Origin of the sequence: Rhizobium sp. AAP116 (genome assembly GCF_001295785.1) — a bacterium.
Lineage (GTDB): Bacteria > Pseudomonadota > Alphaproteobacteria > Rhizobiales > Rhizobiaceae > Allorhizobium.
Window position 1 is genome coordinate 24,015 of sequence record NZ_LJIB01000007.1, and the last position, 16,790, is coordinate 40,804.

Below are 16,790 nucleotides of genomic sequence, written 5' to 3' on the forward strand. Positions count from 1 at the left end.
TTTGATCACACGATTAGGCCGCGCTTGACCGGAGAGAATGATGAAAAAGATTGTTGGCATGCATGAAGCAAAGACATCAGCGGGTGAACCCGTCACACTCTACGAGATGGAAGACCTCGCAGAGCTGACGATTGCCTTGGAGCCGAGCGCGAACGACAACAGAGGCATTCGGACCATGGAATTGTCCGATGGTCGAAGGTTGAAGCTTGTCGGCCATGGCGAATATCTCGCGGAAGCGACAGGGGAGGCGTTCCTGCTCGACAGACGTTAGCGTCGCCTATGCAGGCAGGGCATGTGTATTGCCCGCAGCTTCCCTACGATGTTCACGGGCCAGCTTCGGCTGCTGTCAGCGCCAGGCGCGCAAGGGCCGGCAATGACTTTGACTTTGTCTTCGACATGATCGAGGCGCGATGATTTTCGACCGTTCTCTGGCTGATGTTGAGATCAGCCGCAATGTTCTTGCTCGGATGTCCAGCCAGCACCATTTCCATGATCTGGCGCTGGCGTGCCGTCAGCGAGTTGATCTGCTGGACCGCCAACGCGGTCCGCGCAAGCGTTTCCGTTTGATCCCGTGACTGGGCGATCGTGGTGTCGATAATCTCCAGCAGCGCCGTTGGCATGATGGGCTTCTCGATAAACTCCGAGGCGCCGGCCTTCATGGCATCGACAGCCATCTGAACGTCGCTGTTGCCGGTGATCATGATTGCCCCCAGCTTTCGCCCGGACCGCTTGATGGTCTGCAGAAGCTCGACGCCCGTCATGCCGGGCAGATAGGCATCGACAAGAAGACAGCCCGGCTGTTCGGGATGAGAATGCGCGAGGAAGGCTTCACTGCTGTCATAGGCTGCGGCGGCCAAGCCATGCGCCTCGATCATCTGGCACAAGGATTTCCGCAGATCCTCGTCGTCATCAACGATATAGACAAGCGGTTCGTCGATCACACTTGCCCGCGCGATGACATCTTCAGTCGCGTGTACGCCTGGCTGTTCGGGTGCCGGCCTCGATTCGAGCAGTCGCCGGATCAAGCTGGTCACTGCCTGCAGCGTGATCGGCTTGTTGAGGTGAATGACATTGGCGCTCGAGATATGAGCCAGGGTCTTCGTTGAGATGTCGCCCGTCAGCACAATGGCCGGGACATTGGCCTTGCGGCTCTTCCTGATCTCGGCAACGACGTCAATGCCGTTCATGCCCCCCGGCAGATTGTAGTCCGTGAGGATCACGTCCGGCGTCGCGATGCCGGACGTCAGCTGGTTCAAGGCTGAAGGGCCATCGGGCGTTGAAGTGACAGTATAGCCTTCATCGCTCAGCAGTTGCTCAAGCAGCATTCGAATCTCGGCATCGTCCTCGACAACAAGAATTCGGCCGGTTTTCAGGGGCTTGCTGACAATTGAGGGTGTCTCAACCGGCGCGTTTGCCATGGGTGCGCTGTGATGGCCGGCCAGGCGTTCGAGTGCGATTGCAAAGACCGATCCCTTCGATGGCCGTGACTTCACGCTGATCCGATGGCCGAGGAGATCGCTCAGCCGTTGCACGATCGAGAGTCCGAGGCCGAGCCCCTTGCTGCGCTCGCGCGCATCATTGTCGATCTGGTGGTATTCGTCGAAGATCGCTTGCAGTTCCGCTTCGGGGATGCCGATCCCGGTATCCCATATCTCGATGCTGGCTATCGTGCCGCGCCGTCTGCATCCCAGCAGCACTTTTCCCGTCTGCGTGTATTTGAAGGCATTGGCGATCAGATTGCGCAGGATCTGTTCCAGCAGAAGCGGGTCCGTGCGGACAAACATACTGCTGTCCACCACGCGGAAATCCAGGCCTTGGGACTGGGCAACCAGGGTCAACTCGTTCCGCAGCGAGGTGAACAGCGCCTGCACGCCGAAATCCACAAGGGCCGCCTTCACCACACCGGTTTCGATCTGGTTGATATCAAGAAGGTCGTTCAACATGCCCGACATGGAGCCAAGTGTGCTTTCGAACCTGCCTAGCAATTCACCCGAGCGTTCATCCTTGTTTCGACGAACCAGGAGGCCCTGCAGCAGGCTCAAGGTTTGCAAGGGCTGGCGCAGATCGTGGCTGGCCGCCGCGAGAAACCGGGATTTCGCAACATTGGCGATATCGGCTTGCCGCTTGGCCAGTCTCAACGCCTCGGAGGTGTTGCGCTGGTCCGTGACGTCGACAAAGGTGATGACCACGCCTTCAACGGCCTTGTCTTCATTGAGATAGGGCATGATGCGCCGCAGATACCAGAGACCGCCGGATGCTTCGATCTTGCGCTCAAGCGGTTCCTGATCGCCAAGCACGGACTTGGCATCGGCAATCAGCATCGTATCGACGGCGAGCGACCGCAGGTCGGCCAGAGGGCGACCAATGTCACCGGGGATGACATGAAACACGACCTTGGTGGCGGGCGTGAAGAAGCGGATGTTCAGGTCTACGTCCAGGAAGAGGGTTGCGACAGCGGTGCTGTAGAGAATGTTCTGCAGGTCATTCGAGGTCGTTCGCTGCTTTTCCAGTGTCTCCTGCAACTGGCTGTTCAAGGCTGTCAGCTCTTCGTTCAGAGACTGCAGCTCCTCCTTCGAGGTCAGCAGCTCCTCGTTCGTTGACTGGAATTCCTCATTGAACGACAGGGCTTCCTCGTTGATTGCCTTCTGTTCCAGGCCCGACAGTTCGAGATTGCTGATCGCTCCATTCAGTTCGATGCGTGTGGCGACGAGTTCAGCCTCAAGTTCACGCACCCGTCCAAGGTCGGCCGTCTCGGGAATGCCGGATTGGGTTTTCGTTTGGACTTCGGGTTCATCGACAAAACAGAGCAGAAACAGGCTCTGACCCTCATGCTCGATCGGTTCCACCCGAACGCTGACGCGCCTGGGGCTGCCTTTCCCGTCATTTATCTCCCCCCCGCGCGCGACGATCGCGGTTTTCTGTTGCTGACAGCGCTGGATCGCCGAGCGCAGCTTGGTGTGCAGCGTCTTTGGTGTCATGGCGAACAGATCGGTCGAGGGATAGCCGGGCGCGATTTCAAGATAGTTTCCGATGCGCCCCATCGTGAAAAGGCATTCGTTCTTCCTGTTGACCACGGCAACGGCCGGCGCATAGATCTCGAGTATCTTACGGTTGCAGATGTCCGCGAGAGACGGGGAGGTGGCGTTGTTTGCCTTTGGAGTTGACCTCTGAGGCACATGAACGCCCGCAGACCCATTGAGCGAAAAGATCATGTCGCCCGGACGGCTTCGGCCAACATGGCGATAGACCCGGTCAGACTTGGAGATCGGTGTGAAGCGACCTTCAGCACTGCCCGCTGTTTCCGTAGCACCGAGAAGCAGGATGCCGCCCTCGCGCAGCGCAAAGTGAAAGTGAGAGATCGCCTTTGCCTGACCTTTGGGGTCCAGATAGATCAGGAGATTGCGGCAGGAGACCAGATCGATGCGGGAAAACGGCGGATCGGATAGCACGTCCTGAACGGTGAAAACGATCATCGACCGGATATCCGGGTTCACGCGGTAGCCATTGTCCTCCTTGAGGAAGAACTGTGAAAGCCTCTCGGCGTCGATGTCAGCCTTGACCGTTTCAGGGTAAATCCCCTCTCTGGCGGTGGCCACTGCATCCTCATCGACGTCAGAGGCAAAGATCTGCAGTTTGAGGGGAGAGTTGCCGGCGGACATTGCTTCGCGGAAGAGGATGGCGATCGAATAGGCTTCTTCGCCGCTGCTGCAGCCAGCGATCCAGATTCGCATGGGCTGATCGGAGGGATGCGCCTTCACGAGGTCGGGAATGACGGCATTTTCGAGAGTTTCAAAGACCGCGCGATCACGGAAGAAGCTGGTGACATTGATCAGCAGATCCTTGGCCAGATCGTCACGCTCGCCCTTATCCTCTTCAATCAGCGCAAGATACTGATCCATGTCGTTAAGGGATAATCCCTTCATTCCCATTCGTCGCTCGACCCGGCGCTGCAGGGTGCCAGGTTTATAGGACGTGAAGTCGTGCGCCGTTTTTGAGCGAAGAACCTTGATGATGTCGAGCAGTGTCGCTGATGTTGTCGGAGACTGAGCCTCCATTGCGGGAACTGGTGCTTCTGCGAGATTTCGGCCGAATGCCGCGATCGCGTCCGGCATTTTCTCCAGGGTCAGGATCTTGTCGGCGAGATTGGTCGCCACGGCACTGCGGGGCATGCCGTCATAGCCGGCTTCCTCGGGCTCCTGGACGAAGACCATGCCGCCTTGTTGTTTGATCGCGGCAAGCCCGATGCTCCCGTCTGTGCCGGAGCCTGAAAGAATGATCGAGAGCGCGGATGCACCTGCGTCCTCTGCAAGTGAAATCAACAGCGTATCGAACGGCAACCGCGCGCCATGCGGCGGATTTATTGTTGCCACCTGCAAGATGCCGTTCTTTACCGTCAGCACGGTGCCGGGCGCGATGACATAGACATGGTCACGCTCAAGGGCGATCTCGTTGTGCGCTTCCACCACGGTCATGGGCGTGTTGTCTGTCACGAGATCAACGAGGAGACTTTCGTGGTGCGGATCGAGATGCTGCACGAAAATGAAAGCCGCCCCACTTGGTACAGCAATACCATCCAGAAGCTTGCGAAATGCGTCCAGGCCGCCTGCGGACGCACCGATGGCGACGACAGGAAACCGCTTTGGAGAAGCGCTCACGGTTTGCATCTCATCCGGAAGAGCGGGCGCCGGCGGTCCGTTGCCGCTGACTGTATCGGCAGCCTTCATGGTATCGATCCCTTCGTGCTCCTGGAAAGAAGCCGTTGCAAAGACCAATAATACCCCTATGGGGAGCATTCCAACCTGATCGATGTCAAAGACATGGTCACCTTTGCTCCGGTGGGTCAATGCGGCGCCGGCCGACTTGCCTGAATGAGTGTTTTCCGAGCCTCTGTTAAAAGGCTGGCATGAATTATGGTTCCGAAAACAGTCAGAAAGCCGGGAGCTGTGATCCCGCTGATTGATTTGCCGATGCTGCGTCCTGCGGCACCGCAACCGATGATGCCAGGAACTCATGCCATGCGCCCCACCCAGAACAGCTTGCCGGAGAATGTTCGCGCCCAGTCCACGTTCACCATCAATAATCATCTTGCGGCAGCGCTCGATCTTCATTCCCACATAAAGCAGGCGGAATGGAACGTGCAGGGCCCGAATTACGAGGGAATGCGGGTGATCTTGCGTTCAACCGCTGTGCTGGTGGCTGGACAGTGCGATGCACTTGCCGACCGAAGCGCGGCGCTTGGTGACATCGCTTTCGGCACCGTCAAGCTCGTGGCCGCGCGCTCATTCCTGCCTGATTATCCCGTCCTGATCGCGGGGGAGCAGGAGCATGCATTTGCGGTCTCCAGGAGCATCGCCGCTTATGCCCATTCGATGCAGAAGGCGATCGCCTTCCTGAACGCGATAGGCGACCCGGTGACGGCTGGTCTGTTTGCAGGCATCACGGGCGACACCGAAAGGCAACTCTGGCTGTTCGAGCGGTTTCTCACGCCCCTGTCATTTCCGTCCCTGATAAACGCCGGGTCGGACGCGTGTCCGGTAAAAGCGATTGTTTGAAAAGATGGAGAAACTTCGGATACTGCTTGCGGAAGACGAGCCTCTCATTTCCATCTTCTTCGCAGAACTCCTCGTGGAAATGGGATACGAGGTCTGTGCCATCGAAGTGACGGAGGACGCGGCTGTCGAAGCGGCGACGCGGCTAAAGCCAGACCTTCTGATTGTGGACAGGCATCTGAAGCAGGGCAGTGGCATCGTTGCCGTCGCCAGGATCCTGAAAGAAGGACCGGTGTCCTACATCTTCATGACTGGCGATAGGCTGGTCAGAGAAGAGGTCCCGGCCAATGCCATCATATTGCAGAAGCCTTTCCTTGATGCGGATGTCGATCAGGCGATCCATGCCGCCATGCAGGCAGCAGGCAGGCCATTTTGAAAACACCTTCGCGAGAGCCACCTGATCGAAACATCCCAGGCTGTTCTCGCGAAGTTCGCGTTTTCCGTTGACCTGCTATGCGATGGCTTTCAGATCCGTTTCGGCTGCACCTGAATGCGTGTCGAGCTTCGTCGGCTTGACGGCGTCGAGGACATGCCTCGCTTGCGAAAGCTCTGTTTCGGATCCATGGGCCATCACGAGAAAACTGTCGGCCTTCAGCGCGGGTATCAGTCCGCCGACCGCGAGCGCGCCTTCGAGTGCTGAAGCCACTGTTGCTGCGAGCGAACCCAATATGAACACATATCCGAAGAGGGGGACGGTCAGGATGAGCCCGCCAAAGAACAATCCCCACAATCCGCCCCAGAATGCGCCTTGGGAACCCCAGACCTTGATCCGGTCTCCGGCATTGTAAAAGCCGACAGGGCAGGGCTCTGCACACTATCGTCCTTCACCCGTTGATCAGGTTCTCCACCAATGCGATCAGTGCCTCTTCACTGGTGATGCCCCGTTCAAACGCATGGCTGAGCACTGTCGCAAGATCGGAACCATCTTCGCCATCTGACGAAAACCCGTGCTGCTCACAGGTCTTGGTGAAGGCTGCCAGAAGGTTTGCATCGGACGCTGCGTCAATCAGTTTGTCTGGGATTAAGGTCATGCTTTCCTCCACAAGACCCGCCACGAATTGACCGTGCTCAGAATAAAGAGGAATGGGCCATAACGGTGAGGGCCGGAATATACCTATGGTCGGCCAAACTAGGTAGAATCCGTCCCTGGCCCCGGCCGGCAGCAGCCGTGATGCTGCACTGGCAGCGATCAAGGTCGCTTTCCGTTGCCAACCACCGGCAATACTCCTCCATCCATCCGGGATCTGTAACAAATTGCGCCTCGTCATGCTGGCACTTCTCACCCTCGCGATTGGCGGTGTTCTGGGCATACTGCTCCTGAAATTCTACTTTCCGAGCGCAGGCGAGACGACCGTCAGTCAGCCCCTCTACGCATCGCCCGAACTGACATTCGGGAACGATTGATCTTCGGATCAACGTCTCTCTCCGTCTGGTGTCGCGCCCGCCCCGAAATCAGGAACACGACATGTCGCTCAATGAAATGATCAACACGATTGCGGACAAGGGAAAGCTGCGCGTGCGCATTTCGGTGATGAAGGCGATTGCCGCGCGGGCAGAGGACCTATTGAAGCGCTCAGACCAGGCTGACTACAACTGGGACGTCATCTCGCTCTACTTCACGCCCGAGGACGACGGCTATGAACAGAAGACGCGTTACGATGACGCGGATGCGGCATTGTTTCTGACCGCCTGGCGCGGAATGAAAGGCACGACCTCCAGCACGACGATCTCAAGAGGGCTACAAGGTCTTGAATACATTATCGATATGACACGTGATGGGATTGTCACCGATGTCACAGGGCTGACTAAGGACATCAGTGCTGAGTATCTCCGTATCGGAAGCCCTGTCGACTAACGCCGTTAACAGTCGCCACTCAGCGGTCAGGAATGGCGCAACGTCTTTCTCCGGCCAGACCCTCGCGGACAAGGGATGCCATTGTCGCAAAAGTCGGCAGGATGGCGAGCCGGAAGCACATGATGACCGTGAGCAAGATTGCCTTGCTGCTCTGGCCTCCAACGCATCGTGTCCGTCTCGGCAACATGAGTATCTTCCGATCCTGTTGCCGCAAGCGCGCAGGGCATATGTGAACGACCATGAAGCACATGTGTCCTCGCGGCCCCAGAGACGTGACCCATGCGAGGTGCGCCTCCGCATCCGCCCGCATGAAACGTTCACGCAGTCGGGTCCTGTCCGGTCGCTCTTGGCGGAGAGCGTCATGAAGATTGGGCCTAAACTTGTCGCCGGGACGATCTGCGCCACGGTCATCGCCACAGTCGGCGTCTACTTTGGCATTCCCTTTGTTCTGGGTGAGAAGGTCGCGGCAATCTCTGTTGCCCGCAGCACGATCGTCCAGACGGTCGTTGCCAGTGGCCGCGTCGAGACACCATCGGGTGTCAATATCGGCAGCCAGATCATCGGAACCGTGCTCAACGTCCATGTGAGGCAGGGTGCCGCTGTTCGCAAAGGCGATGCACTCATCACCCTCGATGACCGTCAGGCGAGGGCTGCCGTCGACCAGGCAGCGGCATCCTTGTCAGAGGCGCGAACGAGCCTCCGACAGGTGGAGGAACTGACGCTGCCACTGGCCGAGCAGACCTTGATCCAGACCAAGGCGACCCTGCGCAATGCCGAATCCCAACTGGCCCGTGCCTTGCAACTGGCCGAGCGTTCGATTGCGACCGGCGAGACCGTTGAGGATCTTCAGCGCGCCTTCGATATTGCCAAGACCGAGGTCCGATCAGCCGAGTTGCAGGTGAAGAGCCTATCCGTCGGCGGCAGTGGCCATGCGGCGGCAAAGGGTGCCGTCGTCCGGGCCGAGGCGGTGCTCAGGGCCGCGCAGGCCGGCTTGGGCCTGACACTGATCACCGCCCCCGTCACGGGCGTCGTCATCCAGAGAGCCGTCGAAGAAGGCGCCATCGTTCAGGCGGGGACGCCGCTTCTTGTGCTCGCGCCAGACAGGTCCAAGCAGCTTGTCGTGCAGATCGACGAGCGCAATCTCGACGTGATCCGCATCGCCCAGCCGGCCCTTGCCTCGGCCGATGCCTATCCGGAGGAGAGTTTTCGCGCCGCCGTCGCAACGATCAGTCCGACTGTCGATGCCGACAAGGGCTCCGTCGAGGTCAAGCTCTCCATCGACGCGCCACCCAGCTACCTCAAGGAGGACATGACCGTGTCGGTCGACATCGAGGTCGCCCGCCATGAGAATGCGCTGGTGGTCGCCAATGCGGCTGTTCGCGACGCCGCGAGTGCTGCGCCCAAGGTGTTGCTGATCCTCGACGGGCATGCCGTCGAGCGGCCCGTCACTCTGGGCCTGCGGGGTATCGCCAGCATGGAGATCCTCGATGGACTTGTTGTCGGCGACCTCGTCATTCCCTCGACGGTCACGACCGTCGTGGCGGGTGCGCGCGTCCGCGTCGCTGACGTTGCTGTGTCCCCATGAAAACCTGGTTGCCGTTCGAACTGATCGCCGCTTTCCGCTTCCTGCTCGAGGGGCGGATGCAGACCCGTCTGACCATTGTCGGGGCGGCGGTGGGTGTTTCCGTCATCGTCTTCATGTCTTCGTTGCTCGCGGGTGTTCAGGCCAATATCTTCAGCCGGGTCCTTTCCACGCAGGCCCATATCGTGATTTCGCCGAGCGAGGAGGTGGCCCGGCCCCAGCGCACTGTGACAGCTCTTGAGACATTCGCGATCGTGCAGAAACCGGCGCAAAGGCTGCGCTCGATTGACCAATGGCAGGCGATTGCCGCCCAGCTGACGGCACGTCCTGACATCGTCACCGTGTCACCGGCGGTCGTCGGTGCCGCCTTTGCCGTGCGTGGCGAGGTCGCCGATGCGGTCTCGGTGACCGGGATGGAGCCGGACGCCTTTTACCGGATCATCGCGCTGCCCGAAAAGATGATCTCCGGCTCGGCGACACTGTCGCCCAATGGCGTGCTCATCGGCATTGAACTTGCAAGTGATCTCGGTATCGGGGTCGGCGAGAAACTGCGCATCCGCACCACCAGCACAAAGACCACAAGCGGCTCCGATCAGACTTTCATCATCGGCGGGACCTTCGATCTCGGCAACAAGGAGGTCAATCAGCGCAGCGTCTTCGTGTCCCTGCGATCGGCGCAATCCTTGCTTGGGCTGGCAGGGGGCGTGACCAGCCTCAGTGTCAATCTGATCGACGCCTATCAGGCGGAAGTGGTGGCCACTGATCTGCGCTCGGCTCTCGGCGTCAATGCCGAGAGCTGGATCAAGACCTTCGAGGAGTTGTTCACCGCACTCAAGACCCAGTCGATCGCCAATTACGTCATCCAGTTCTTTGTGGCGATCGCGGTGGCGCTCGGCATATCCAGCGTGCTGGTGGTGTCGGTTGTTCAGCGATCCCGCGAAATCGGCATCCTCAGGGCCATGGGGGCGTCGCGCGCGCAGGTGATGCGGGTCTTTCTCGTCCAGGGCGCCGTGATCGGCATGCTGGGATCGCTGGCCGGGTCTGCGCTCGGAGCCGGCTTCGTTCTCGTCTGGCGTACTTTTGCCAGGAACCCCGACGGCACCGAGTTCTTTCCGATTGCGCTTCAGCCGTCGCTCTTCGTCGCCACCGCTGTGGTTGCGACCCTTACCGGTCTGGTGACCGCCGTCCTTCCGGCGCTCAGTGCCGCCCGTCTCGATCCAGTGGATGCGATCCGTGGATAGGCCCGCACCGACGGACAGGACCGTGCTGCGCCTCGAGGGGGTCACCAAGTCTTTCGGCGTCGGGACGGAGATCGAGACGGAGGTGCTGCATGGCATAGACCTCGTCCTCCAGGAGGGGGAGTTCTGCGCCCTGATCGGTCCCTCCGGATCCGGCAAGAGCACGCTTCTCAACATCATCGGCCTGCTCGATCGTCCGACCACCGGTCGGATGCAGATCGAAGGCGAGGATACGGCAGGCCTCAGCGATGCGGCACAGACGAGCCTCAGGGGACACAGCATCGGCTTCGTCTTCCAGTATCACCATCTGATTTCGGCTTTTACTGCGGTCGAGAACGTGATGATGCCGATGCTGCTCGACAAGGGCTGGCCCAGTCAGGCAATGCGGGAGCAGGCGGGAACCTTGCTCGACAAGGTGGGGCTAGCCCCGTTCAAGAACAGTCCCGCCAACCGCATGTCCGGCGGGCAGCAACAGCTGGTCGCCATCGCCCGGGCGCTGGCCATGAACCCGGCTCTGGTTCTGGCTGACGAGCCGACCGGCAATCTCGACAGCCAGTCCGCCGACGAGGTGTTTGCGATGATGCGGGACGTCAACCGCCAGGAGCGGACGACCTTCCTGATCGTGACACACAATCTTGAGCTCGCGCGCCGGACGGACCGCATCATCGAAATCGTCGACGGAATGATCGTCACTACAAAGCCCGAAGCCAAGACGTCGGCCGTTTCTGTCGTTGCAGAGCGCGCAACGGACTCAAATGCCTGACCTTGAGTAGACTGGGCTTGAGAAAATCGGAGCGATATCTTCAGGCGTCAGCTGGAAATACGAGTGCATTGCCAGGATGGTGTTTCTCGCCTCATCCCATCGGTGAGCTCAGGAATTGCACAGCAATGTGGAATACTGCTTCACCGTCCGAACAGCGCGGCGTTTACGATCTCATCTTCACATATCGAGCGAGAAATCTGGCGTGAGAATTGCATCGCTACCGGAAGATATGACCGGGAGATCTCATTGTCCGTACACACAATACGCCATGCACTTGCAAGGAAGCCACGGTGCGTTTTGGGCGAAGCAGTGGATCCGGGGAGATGTCTAAGTATCACGAGGATCTCGTGGCTGCTTCTGGCAACCGTGGTCTGACTATGGCGAAGACCTCCTCCGACCTGACGATCCTTGTCATTGACGAAAATGCCATTCGGGCCTCGATCATCGAAGAGGGGCTGAACGAAGCTGGGCATCTGAATGTCCGAGTGATCCATGAGATGCAGGGCGTGGCGCGGCTGATCGAGACGATGGATCCTGACGTCATCATCATCGACATCGAGAACCCCAATCGTGACATGATGGAGCATATATTCCAGCTCACCCGGATGATTTCGCGGCCGATTGCTATGTTTGTCGATCGCTCGGATACTGCCGCCATTGAGGCCGCCGTCGATGCCGGCGTATCGGCCTATGTGGTTGATGGGCTGAAGAAAGAGCGTATCAAGCCGATCCTCGACATGGCGGTGAGCCGCTTCAATGCCTTCAGCCGCCTTCAACGCGAACTGGTCGAGGCGCGCAATGCGCTCGAGGAGCGCAAGGTCATCGAGCGCGCCAAGGGCATCCTGATGAAAATGCGGGGCTTGAGCGAGGAGCAGGCTTTCGCTCTGCTTCGACAGACCGCCATGAACGAAAAGAAGAAGCTGGCCGACATCGCCCAGAGCGTCGTGACGGCTGCAGGACTGCTACTGTGAGCGCGGCGTGGATCGGAGAATGCTGGTGAGCGATATGGTTTCAACCCAATCCGGCGATACGGCCATCCATGCCCCCGTGACTGTGCGTGGCAAGGAGCAGAGGACGCTCAGGGCAGGCTACATCCCGCTGATGGATGCCTCGATCCTGATCGCCGCGGCAGAGCTTGGTTTTGCCGAAAGGGAAGGACTGCACCTCGAGCTGGTCCGGGACGTCACCTGGGCCAATGTTCGCGATCGGCTTGCCTTCCGCCAGTTCGACATTGCCCACATGCTCTCGCCGATGCCCGTCGCATCCATGCTCGGGCTTGGATCCAATCCCTCGCCGACCATCGCGCCCTTTTCCCTCGGTCGCGGTGGCAATGCCATCACGTTGTCCGCCCGAATCTTCGAACGGATGAAGTCTTTGACGGGGCTGGCAGACGATGCGGATGCTCTGGCCAATGCAAAGGCACTGGCGGCCTTGCTCGCCGACATGCGCGCGCGGGGCGAACCGGTGCCAACACTCGGGATGACCTATCCCTTTTCGTCGCATAATTATGAGTTCCGCTATTGGCTGGCGGCGGGCGGCATCGATCCGGACCGGGACGTGAAGCTGGTGGTAGTTCCGCCACCGCTGACGTCGGATGCGCTCGCGGCCGGCGCAATCGATGGCTTCTGCGTCGGGGCGCCCTGGAACATGATTGCGTCGGAACGAGGCACGGGGCGCATCGTGGCTGCCAAGCAGGATATCTGGCCTCTGGCACCTGAGAAGGTGCTCGGCATGCGCCCCGACTGGGCCGATGCAAATGTCGATACCGTCTCCCGTCTGATCGTCGCGCTCGATCGGGCGGCGCGCTGGTGCGATGACCCAGGTCACCACAACGAGCTTGCCGGGATCCTGAGCGCGCCGGAATACATCGCAGCGCCCACTGGCATCATTCGCCGCGTATTGAATGGCGAGTTCAGTCTTGATGCGCAGGGGACGAAACGGGTCGTCCCGGATTATTTCCTTTTCCATCGCGGGGCCGCCAACCATCCGCGGCCAGATCAGGCATCGTGGATCTACAGCCAGATGCTTCGCTGGGGCCAGACAGACTTCAGCGATGAAGGCATGGCACATGCGCGGAGCGCTTTTCGGCCGGACCTCTATCTGACAGCGCTGGGACAGGATGCTGCCATGCCGGACGAGGCGAGCGAGAAGGGCGCTGGCGGCTATGAGGGTTTCATGGATGGCAAGCGTTTTGATCCGGATGCGGTGCAGGCTTACGTCGAGGGATTTCCGGTCCGATCAGCCTCGTCGTCAGGCGTGGGGACGGTCGATGGCTGATGCGCTGCGGTGCACAAACCTGAGGCATTTGCACGAAAAGTCAGGTTCTGGAACGAGCAGGCTGATCTTGCGACCGTCGAGAGGCGGTCGTGTCTGCCCTTGAAACAGCGCTTGTTTTTCCGACGCTTAACCGTCGCCAGGTGAAACTGGCACGGCCCTTGCTTCGCTCTTGATGTCCACGGTCAACGGCGATCGCGGGACGGATGAGCGCCTTATCGGCGCAGATAACCATCAGACAATGACGTCGCAGGCTTCTTGCTGTCCGGCTCCTCCCGCCAGGACCTCGCAAGGTAGCACGCGGCGTTTTTTTCGTTTTTCCGGATCTCCGTCAACAGACAAAGAGGGGCAAACAGCTATGACCAAGACCACAGCAACGAGCATCAGCCGGCGTCAGATTCTCAAGATCGGTTCTGCGGCAGCACTTGCAAGCGCGGCTCGCCTGGCATTTCCGTCGGGCGCTTTCGCCGCAACCGCCGGGCCTGAAGTGACCGGTGTGAAGCTCGGCTATATCGCGCTCACTGATGCCGCACCGCTGATCATCGCGCAGGAAAAGGGGCTGTTTGCGAAATATGGTCTCACCGAAGTGGAAGTCCTCAAACAGGCTTCCTGGGGTGCCACCCGCGACAATCTCGTGCTTGGCGGCGAAGCGAACGGCATCGACGGCGCGCATATCCTGACCCCGATGCCCTACCTGATATCGACCGGCAAGGTGACACAGAACAACGTGCCGGTGCCGATGTCGATCATTGCCCGGCTCAATCTCGACAGCCAGGGCATTTCGGTCGCCACGGAATATGCCGAGACCGGCGTGCAGCTCGACGCTTCCAAGCTGAAGGAAGCCTTCGCCGCCAAGAAGGCAGCCGGCAACGAGATCAAGGTCGCGATGACCTTCCCCGGTGGCACGCATGACCTCTGGCTCCGCTACTGGCTGGCAGCCGGAGGCATCGACCCGGACAAGGACGTCTCCACCATCGTTGTTCCGCCGCCGCAGATGGTGGCCAACATGAAGGTCGGCAACATGGACGCCTTCTGTGTCGGGGAGCCGTGGAACGAGCAGCTCGTCAATCAGGGCATCGGCTTTACCGCCTGCACCACCGGCGAGCTTTGGAAGGGGCATCCGGAAAAGGCGCTCGGCCTGCGCACCGACTGGATCGAAAAGAATCCAAACGCCGCAAAGGCGCTGATGATGGCCGTCATGGAAGCCCAGATCTGGGCCGACAGCATGGACAACAAGGAAGAGATGTCGGCGATCCTCGGCAAGCGCCAGTGGTTCAATGTGCCTCCGAAGGATGTCGCCGGTCGCCTCAAGGGCACCATCAACTACGGCAATGGCCGTCTCGCCGAAAACACCGGGCTCGAGATGAAGTTCTGGAAGGACCACGCTTCCTATCCCTTCAAGAGCCATGACGCCTGGTTCCTCACGGAGAACATCCGCTGGGGCAAGTTCGCACCCGACACCGACATCAAGGCGCTGGTCGATAAGGTCAACCGCGAAGACATCTGGCGTGCGGCGGCCGCTGATCTCGGCATTGCTGCCGCCGACATCCCGGCATCGACCTCGCGCGGTCCGGAAACCTTCTTCGACGGCAAGGTCTTCGATCCGGAAAATCCGAAGGCCTATCTCGACAGCCTGACGATCAAGGCTGGGGCGTAAGGACCTAGTTCCGATCACGGCCCCTCATCCGCCTGCCGGCACCTTCTCCCCTTAAATGGAGAGAAGGACTCAGCCGCAGCCGTTCCGTCCCCTCTCCCCGCCTGCGGGGAGAGGGTGAGGGGCAGGTTCATGACAACGAAAACCACTCGAAAGAGGACCACACCATGACCGCAACCGCCCGCAAGATTGACACCGAGGCGACGGCCATTTCAGCGACCAGGACAGGCACGGTCGTCATGATCGCACAACGCCCGACCCGCAAGATCGACCTCCAGAAGGCAATCGCCGCCATCTGTCGCAATGTCCTGCCGCCGCTTGTGGTGCTGATCGCGCTACTCGGCATCTGGCAGATCGCCTGCTCAAATCCGGGCGCCACGCTGCCGCCACCATCACAGGTGTGGATCGACAGCTATGATCTGATCGCCGCCCCGTTCTTTGATTATGGGCCGCAGGATATCGGCCTTGCCTGGCGCGTTCTCGTCTCGCTCGAGCGTGTCGCGATCGGCTTTGGCCTCGCGGCTGTCGTCGGCGTCTTTCTCGGTGCCGTTGTCGGTCAGTCGGTCTGGGCGATGCGTGGTCTCGACCCGATTTTCCAGATCCTGCGCACGGTACCGCCGCTTGCCTGGCTGCCGCTCTCGCTTGCGGCCTTCCAGAATTCAAATCCGTCGGCGATCTTCGTCATCTTCATCACCTCGATCTGGCCCATCATCATCAACACCGCTGTCGGTGTGCGCAACATCCCCGACGACTATCGCAACATTGCCCGCGTGCTGCGCCTCAACCCGCTGGAATTCTTCATCCGCATCATGGTGCCGGCCGCCGCCCCTTACATCTTCACCGGTCTTCGCATTGGCATCGGCCTCTCCTGGCTCGCGATTGTTGCCGCGGAAATGCTGACCGGCGGTGTCGGCATCGGCTTCTTCATTTGGGATGCGTGGAATTCCTCGCGTCTCTCCGACATCATCGTGGCACTCGCCTATATCGGCGTGACCGGCTTTGTCCTCGACAAGCTCGTCGCATTCCTCGGCAACGTCATCACCCGCGGCACCGCGAAGAACTGAGGAGAGCGACCATGAACGCCTATCTCAAGATCGACCATATCGACAAAAGCTTCGAACGTTCGGGCACCCGAACGGAGGTGCTGAAAGACGTCACACTCACCATCGATAAGGGTGAGTTCGTCTCGATCATCGGCCATTCCGGCTGTGGCAAGTCCACGCTGCTGAACCTGATCGCCGGGCTGACGCGGGTGTCTGCAGGCGCTGTCCTCCTCGAAAATGTCGAGGTCAACGAACCCGGTCCTGAACGCGCCGTCGTCTTCCAGAACCACTCGCTGCTGCCCTGGCTGACCGTCTATGAGAACGTCAATCTGGCCGTTTCCAAGGTCTTTGCAGGCAAGAAGACAAGGGCGGAGAAGCATGAATGGGTCATGCGCAATCTCGATCTCGTGCAGATGGCGCATGCCAAGGACAAGCGTCCGGCTGAGATCTCCGGCGGCATGAAACAGCGCGTCGGCATTGCCCGGGCGCTGGCCATGGAGCCGAAGATCCTGCTGCTCGACGAACCCTTTGGCGCGCTCGATGCTCTGACCCGCGCCCATCTCCAGGATGCGGTGATGGAGATCCATTCCCGCCTCGGCAATACGATGATCATGATCACCCATGATGTCGACGAGGCGGTGCTACTCTCCGACCGCATCGTCATGATGACCAACGGCCCGGCGGCCCGGATCGGCGAAGTGCTTGAAGTCCCCATTCCGCGGGTGCGCGACCGCATCGCGCTCGCAGCCGACCGCACCTATCTCAAATCCCGCGAAGCCGTGTTGAAGTTCCTCTACGAACGCCATCGCTTCGTCGAAGCCGCGGAGTAACA

General features: G+C 59.8%; 14 protein-coding genes and 1 pseudogene. 12 read left to right on the plus strand and 3 right to left on the minus strand.

The genetic code is table 11. The features are described from left to right. Window positions 1-40 precede the first annotated feature (40 nt). A complete protein-coding gene (locus IP85_RS05520; protein ID WP_054148684.1) occupies window positions 41-271 on the plus strand; it encodes a hypothetical protein in 231 nt (76 codons plus the stop codon). Between the two features lie 52 nt (window positions 272-323). Here IP85_RS05520 and IP85_RS05525 read toward each other — a convergent pair whose 3' ends face one another. Further along, window positions 324-4,655, minus strand: a complete 4,332-nt coding sequence (locus tag IP85_RS05525) for a CheR family methyltransferase (RefSeq protein ID WP_245280805.1) — start codon at window positions 4,653-4,655, stop codon at window positions 324-326. A 288-nt stretch (window positions 4,656-4,943) separates the two neighbouring features. Between IP85_RS05525 and IP85_RS05530 the strand changes: the two genes are divergently transcribed. Beyond that, entirely contained in the window at window positions 4,944-5,552 is a 609-nt protein-coding gene (locus tag IP85_RS05530; protein ID WP_197277989.1) for a ferritin-like domain-containing protein, read from the plus strand. 4 nt (window positions 5,553-5,556) lie between these two features. Beyond that, complete coding sequence (locus IP85_RS05535) at window positions 5,557-5,925, plus strand: response regulator (protein ID WP_054148686.1); 369 nt, start codon at window positions 5,557-5,559, stop codon at window positions 5,923-5,925. Window positions 5,926-6,000: 75 nt separating this feature from the next. On the opposite strand, the gene IP85_RS05540 is transcribed toward IP85_RS05535, so the two are convergent. After that, window positions 6,001-6,216 carry a hypothetical protein gene (locus IP85_RS05540; RefSeq protein ID WP_156322752.1) on the minus strand — a complete coding sequence of 72 codons (216 nt, stop codon included), beginning with the start codon at window positions 6,214-6,216 and terminating at the stop codon, window positions 6,001-6,003. A gap of 157 nt (window positions 6,217-6,373) precedes the next feature. Next, window positions 6,374-6,817, minus strand: coding sequence for a hypothetical protein (locus IP85_RS05545; RefSeq protein ID WP_054148688.1), 444 nt, complete (start codon window positions 6,815-6,817; stop codon window positions 6,374-6,376). 197 nt (window positions 6,818-7,014) lie between these two features. Here IP85_RS05545 and IP85_RS05550 point away from each other — a divergent pair, with 197 nt between their 5' ends. From IP85_RS05550 to IP85_RS05595, 9 genes and pseudogenes are all read left to right on the plus strand, one after another. Next, window positions 7,015-7,404 carry a hypothetical protein gene (locus tag IP85_RS05550; RefSeq protein ID WP_054148689.1) on the plus strand — a complete coding sequence of 130 codons (390 nt, stop codon included), beginning with the start codon at window positions 7,015-7,017 and terminating at the stop codon, window positions 7,402-7,404. Between the two features lie 361 nt (window positions 7,405-7,765). Then, window positions 7,766-8,989, plus strand: coding sequence for an efflux RND transporter periplasmic adaptor subunit (locus tag IP85_RS05560; RefSeq protein WP_054148691.1), 1,224 nt, complete (start codon window positions 7,766-7,768; stop codon window positions 8,987-8,989). After that, on the plus strand, window positions 8,986-10,227 hold the full coding sequence (locus tag IP85_RS05565; RefSeq protein ID WP_054148692.1) for an FtsX-like permease family protein: 1,242 nt from the start codon (window positions 8,986-8,988) through the stop codon (window positions 10,225-10,227). Before IP85_RS05560 ends, IP85_RS05565 begins: the two co-directional genes overlap by 4 nt. Further along, window positions 10,220-10,912, plus strand: a pseudogene (locus IP85_RS05570) (ABC transporter ATP-binding protein); the annotation flags it as partial. The gene IP85_RS05565 and the pseudogene IP85_RS05570, both read left to right, overlap by 8 nt. 452 nt (window positions 10,913-11,364) lie before the next feature. Then, complete coding sequence (locus IP85_RS05575; protein ID WP_054148693.1) at window positions 11,365-11,958, plus strand: ANTAR domain-containing response regulator; 594 nt, start codon at window positions 11,365-11,367, stop codon at window positions 11,956-11,958. 34 nt (window positions 11,959-11,992) lie between these two features. Then, window positions 11,993-13,264 carry a CmpA/NrtA family ABC transporter substrate-binding protein gene (locus IP85_RS05580; RefSeq protein WP_054148967.1) on the plus strand — a complete coding sequence of 424 codons (1,272 nt, stop codon included), beginning with the start codon at window positions 11,993-11,995 and terminating at the stop codon, window positions 13,262-13,264. A 355-nt stretch (window positions 13,265-13,619) separates the two neighbouring features. Beyond that, on the plus strand, window positions 13,620-14,918 hold the full coding sequence (locus tag IP85_RS05585; protein ID WP_054148694.1) for a CmpA/NrtA family ABC transporter substrate-binding protein: 1,299 nt from the start codon (window positions 13,620-13,622) through the stop codon (window positions 14,916-14,918). A gap of 164 nt (window positions 14,919-15,082) precedes the next feature. Further along, window positions 15,083-15,979, plus strand: a complete 897-nt coding sequence (ntrB, locus tag IP85_RS05590) for a nitrate ABC transporter permease (RefSeq protein WP_054148695.1) — start codon at window positions 15,083-15,085, stop codon at window positions 15,977-15,979. A gap of 11 nt (window positions 15,980-15,990) precedes the next feature. Beyond that, window positions 15,991-16,788 (plus strand): ABC transporter ATP-binding protein, encoded by a 798-nt coding sequence (locus IP85_RS05595; RefSeq protein ID WP_054148696.1) that lies wholly within the window; start codon window positions 15,991-15,993, stop codon window positions 16,786-16,788. The last annotated feature ends 2 nt before the right edge of the window (window positions 16,789-16,790 follow it).

Bases quoted from the DNA above. Each gene is read 5' to 3' on its own strand.
- IP85_RS05520 (WP_054148684.1), top strand. From the start codon at position 41: ATGAAAAAGATTGTTGGCATGCATGAAGCAAAGACATCAGCGGGTGAA.
- IP85_RS05535 (WP_054148686.1), top strand. From the start codon at position 5,557: ATGGAGAAACTTCGGATACTGCTTGCGGAAGACGAGCCTCTCATTTCC.
- IP85_RS05545 (WP_054148688.1), bottom strand. From the start codon at position 6,817: ATGACGAGGCGCAATTTGTTACAGATCCCGGATGGATGGAGGAGTATT.
- IP85_RS05550 (WP_054148689.1), top strand. From the start codon at position 7,015: ATGTCGCTCAATGAAATGATCAACACGATTGCGGACAAGGGAAAGCTG.
- IP85_RS05560 (WP_054148691.1), top strand. From the start codon at position 7,766: ATGAAGATTGGGCCTAAACTTGTCGCCGGGACGATCTGCGCCACGGTC.
- IP85_RS05565 (WP_054148692.1), top strand. From the start codon at position 8,986: ATGAAAACCTGGTTGCCGTTCGAACTGATCGCCGCTTTCCGCTTCCTG.
- IP85_RS05575 (WP_054148693.1), top strand. From the start codon at position 11,365: ATGGCGAAGACCTCCTCCGACCTGACGATCCTTGTCATTGACGAAAAT.
- IP85_RS05580 (WP_054148967.1), top strand. From the start codon at position 11,993: ATGGTTTCAACCCAATCCGGCGATACGGCCATCCATGCCCCCGTGACT.
- IP85_RS05585 (WP_054148694.1), top strand. From the start codon at position 13,620: ATGACCAAGACCACAGCAACGAGCATCAGCCGGCGTCAGATTCTCAAG.
- ntrB (WP_054148695.1), top strand. From the start codon at position 15,083: ATGACCGCAACCGCCCGCAAGATTGACACCGAGGCGACGGCCATTTCA.
- IP85_RS05595 (WP_054148696.1), top strand. From the start codon at position 15,991: ATGAACGCCTATCTCAAGATCGACCATATCGACAAAAGCTTCGAACGT.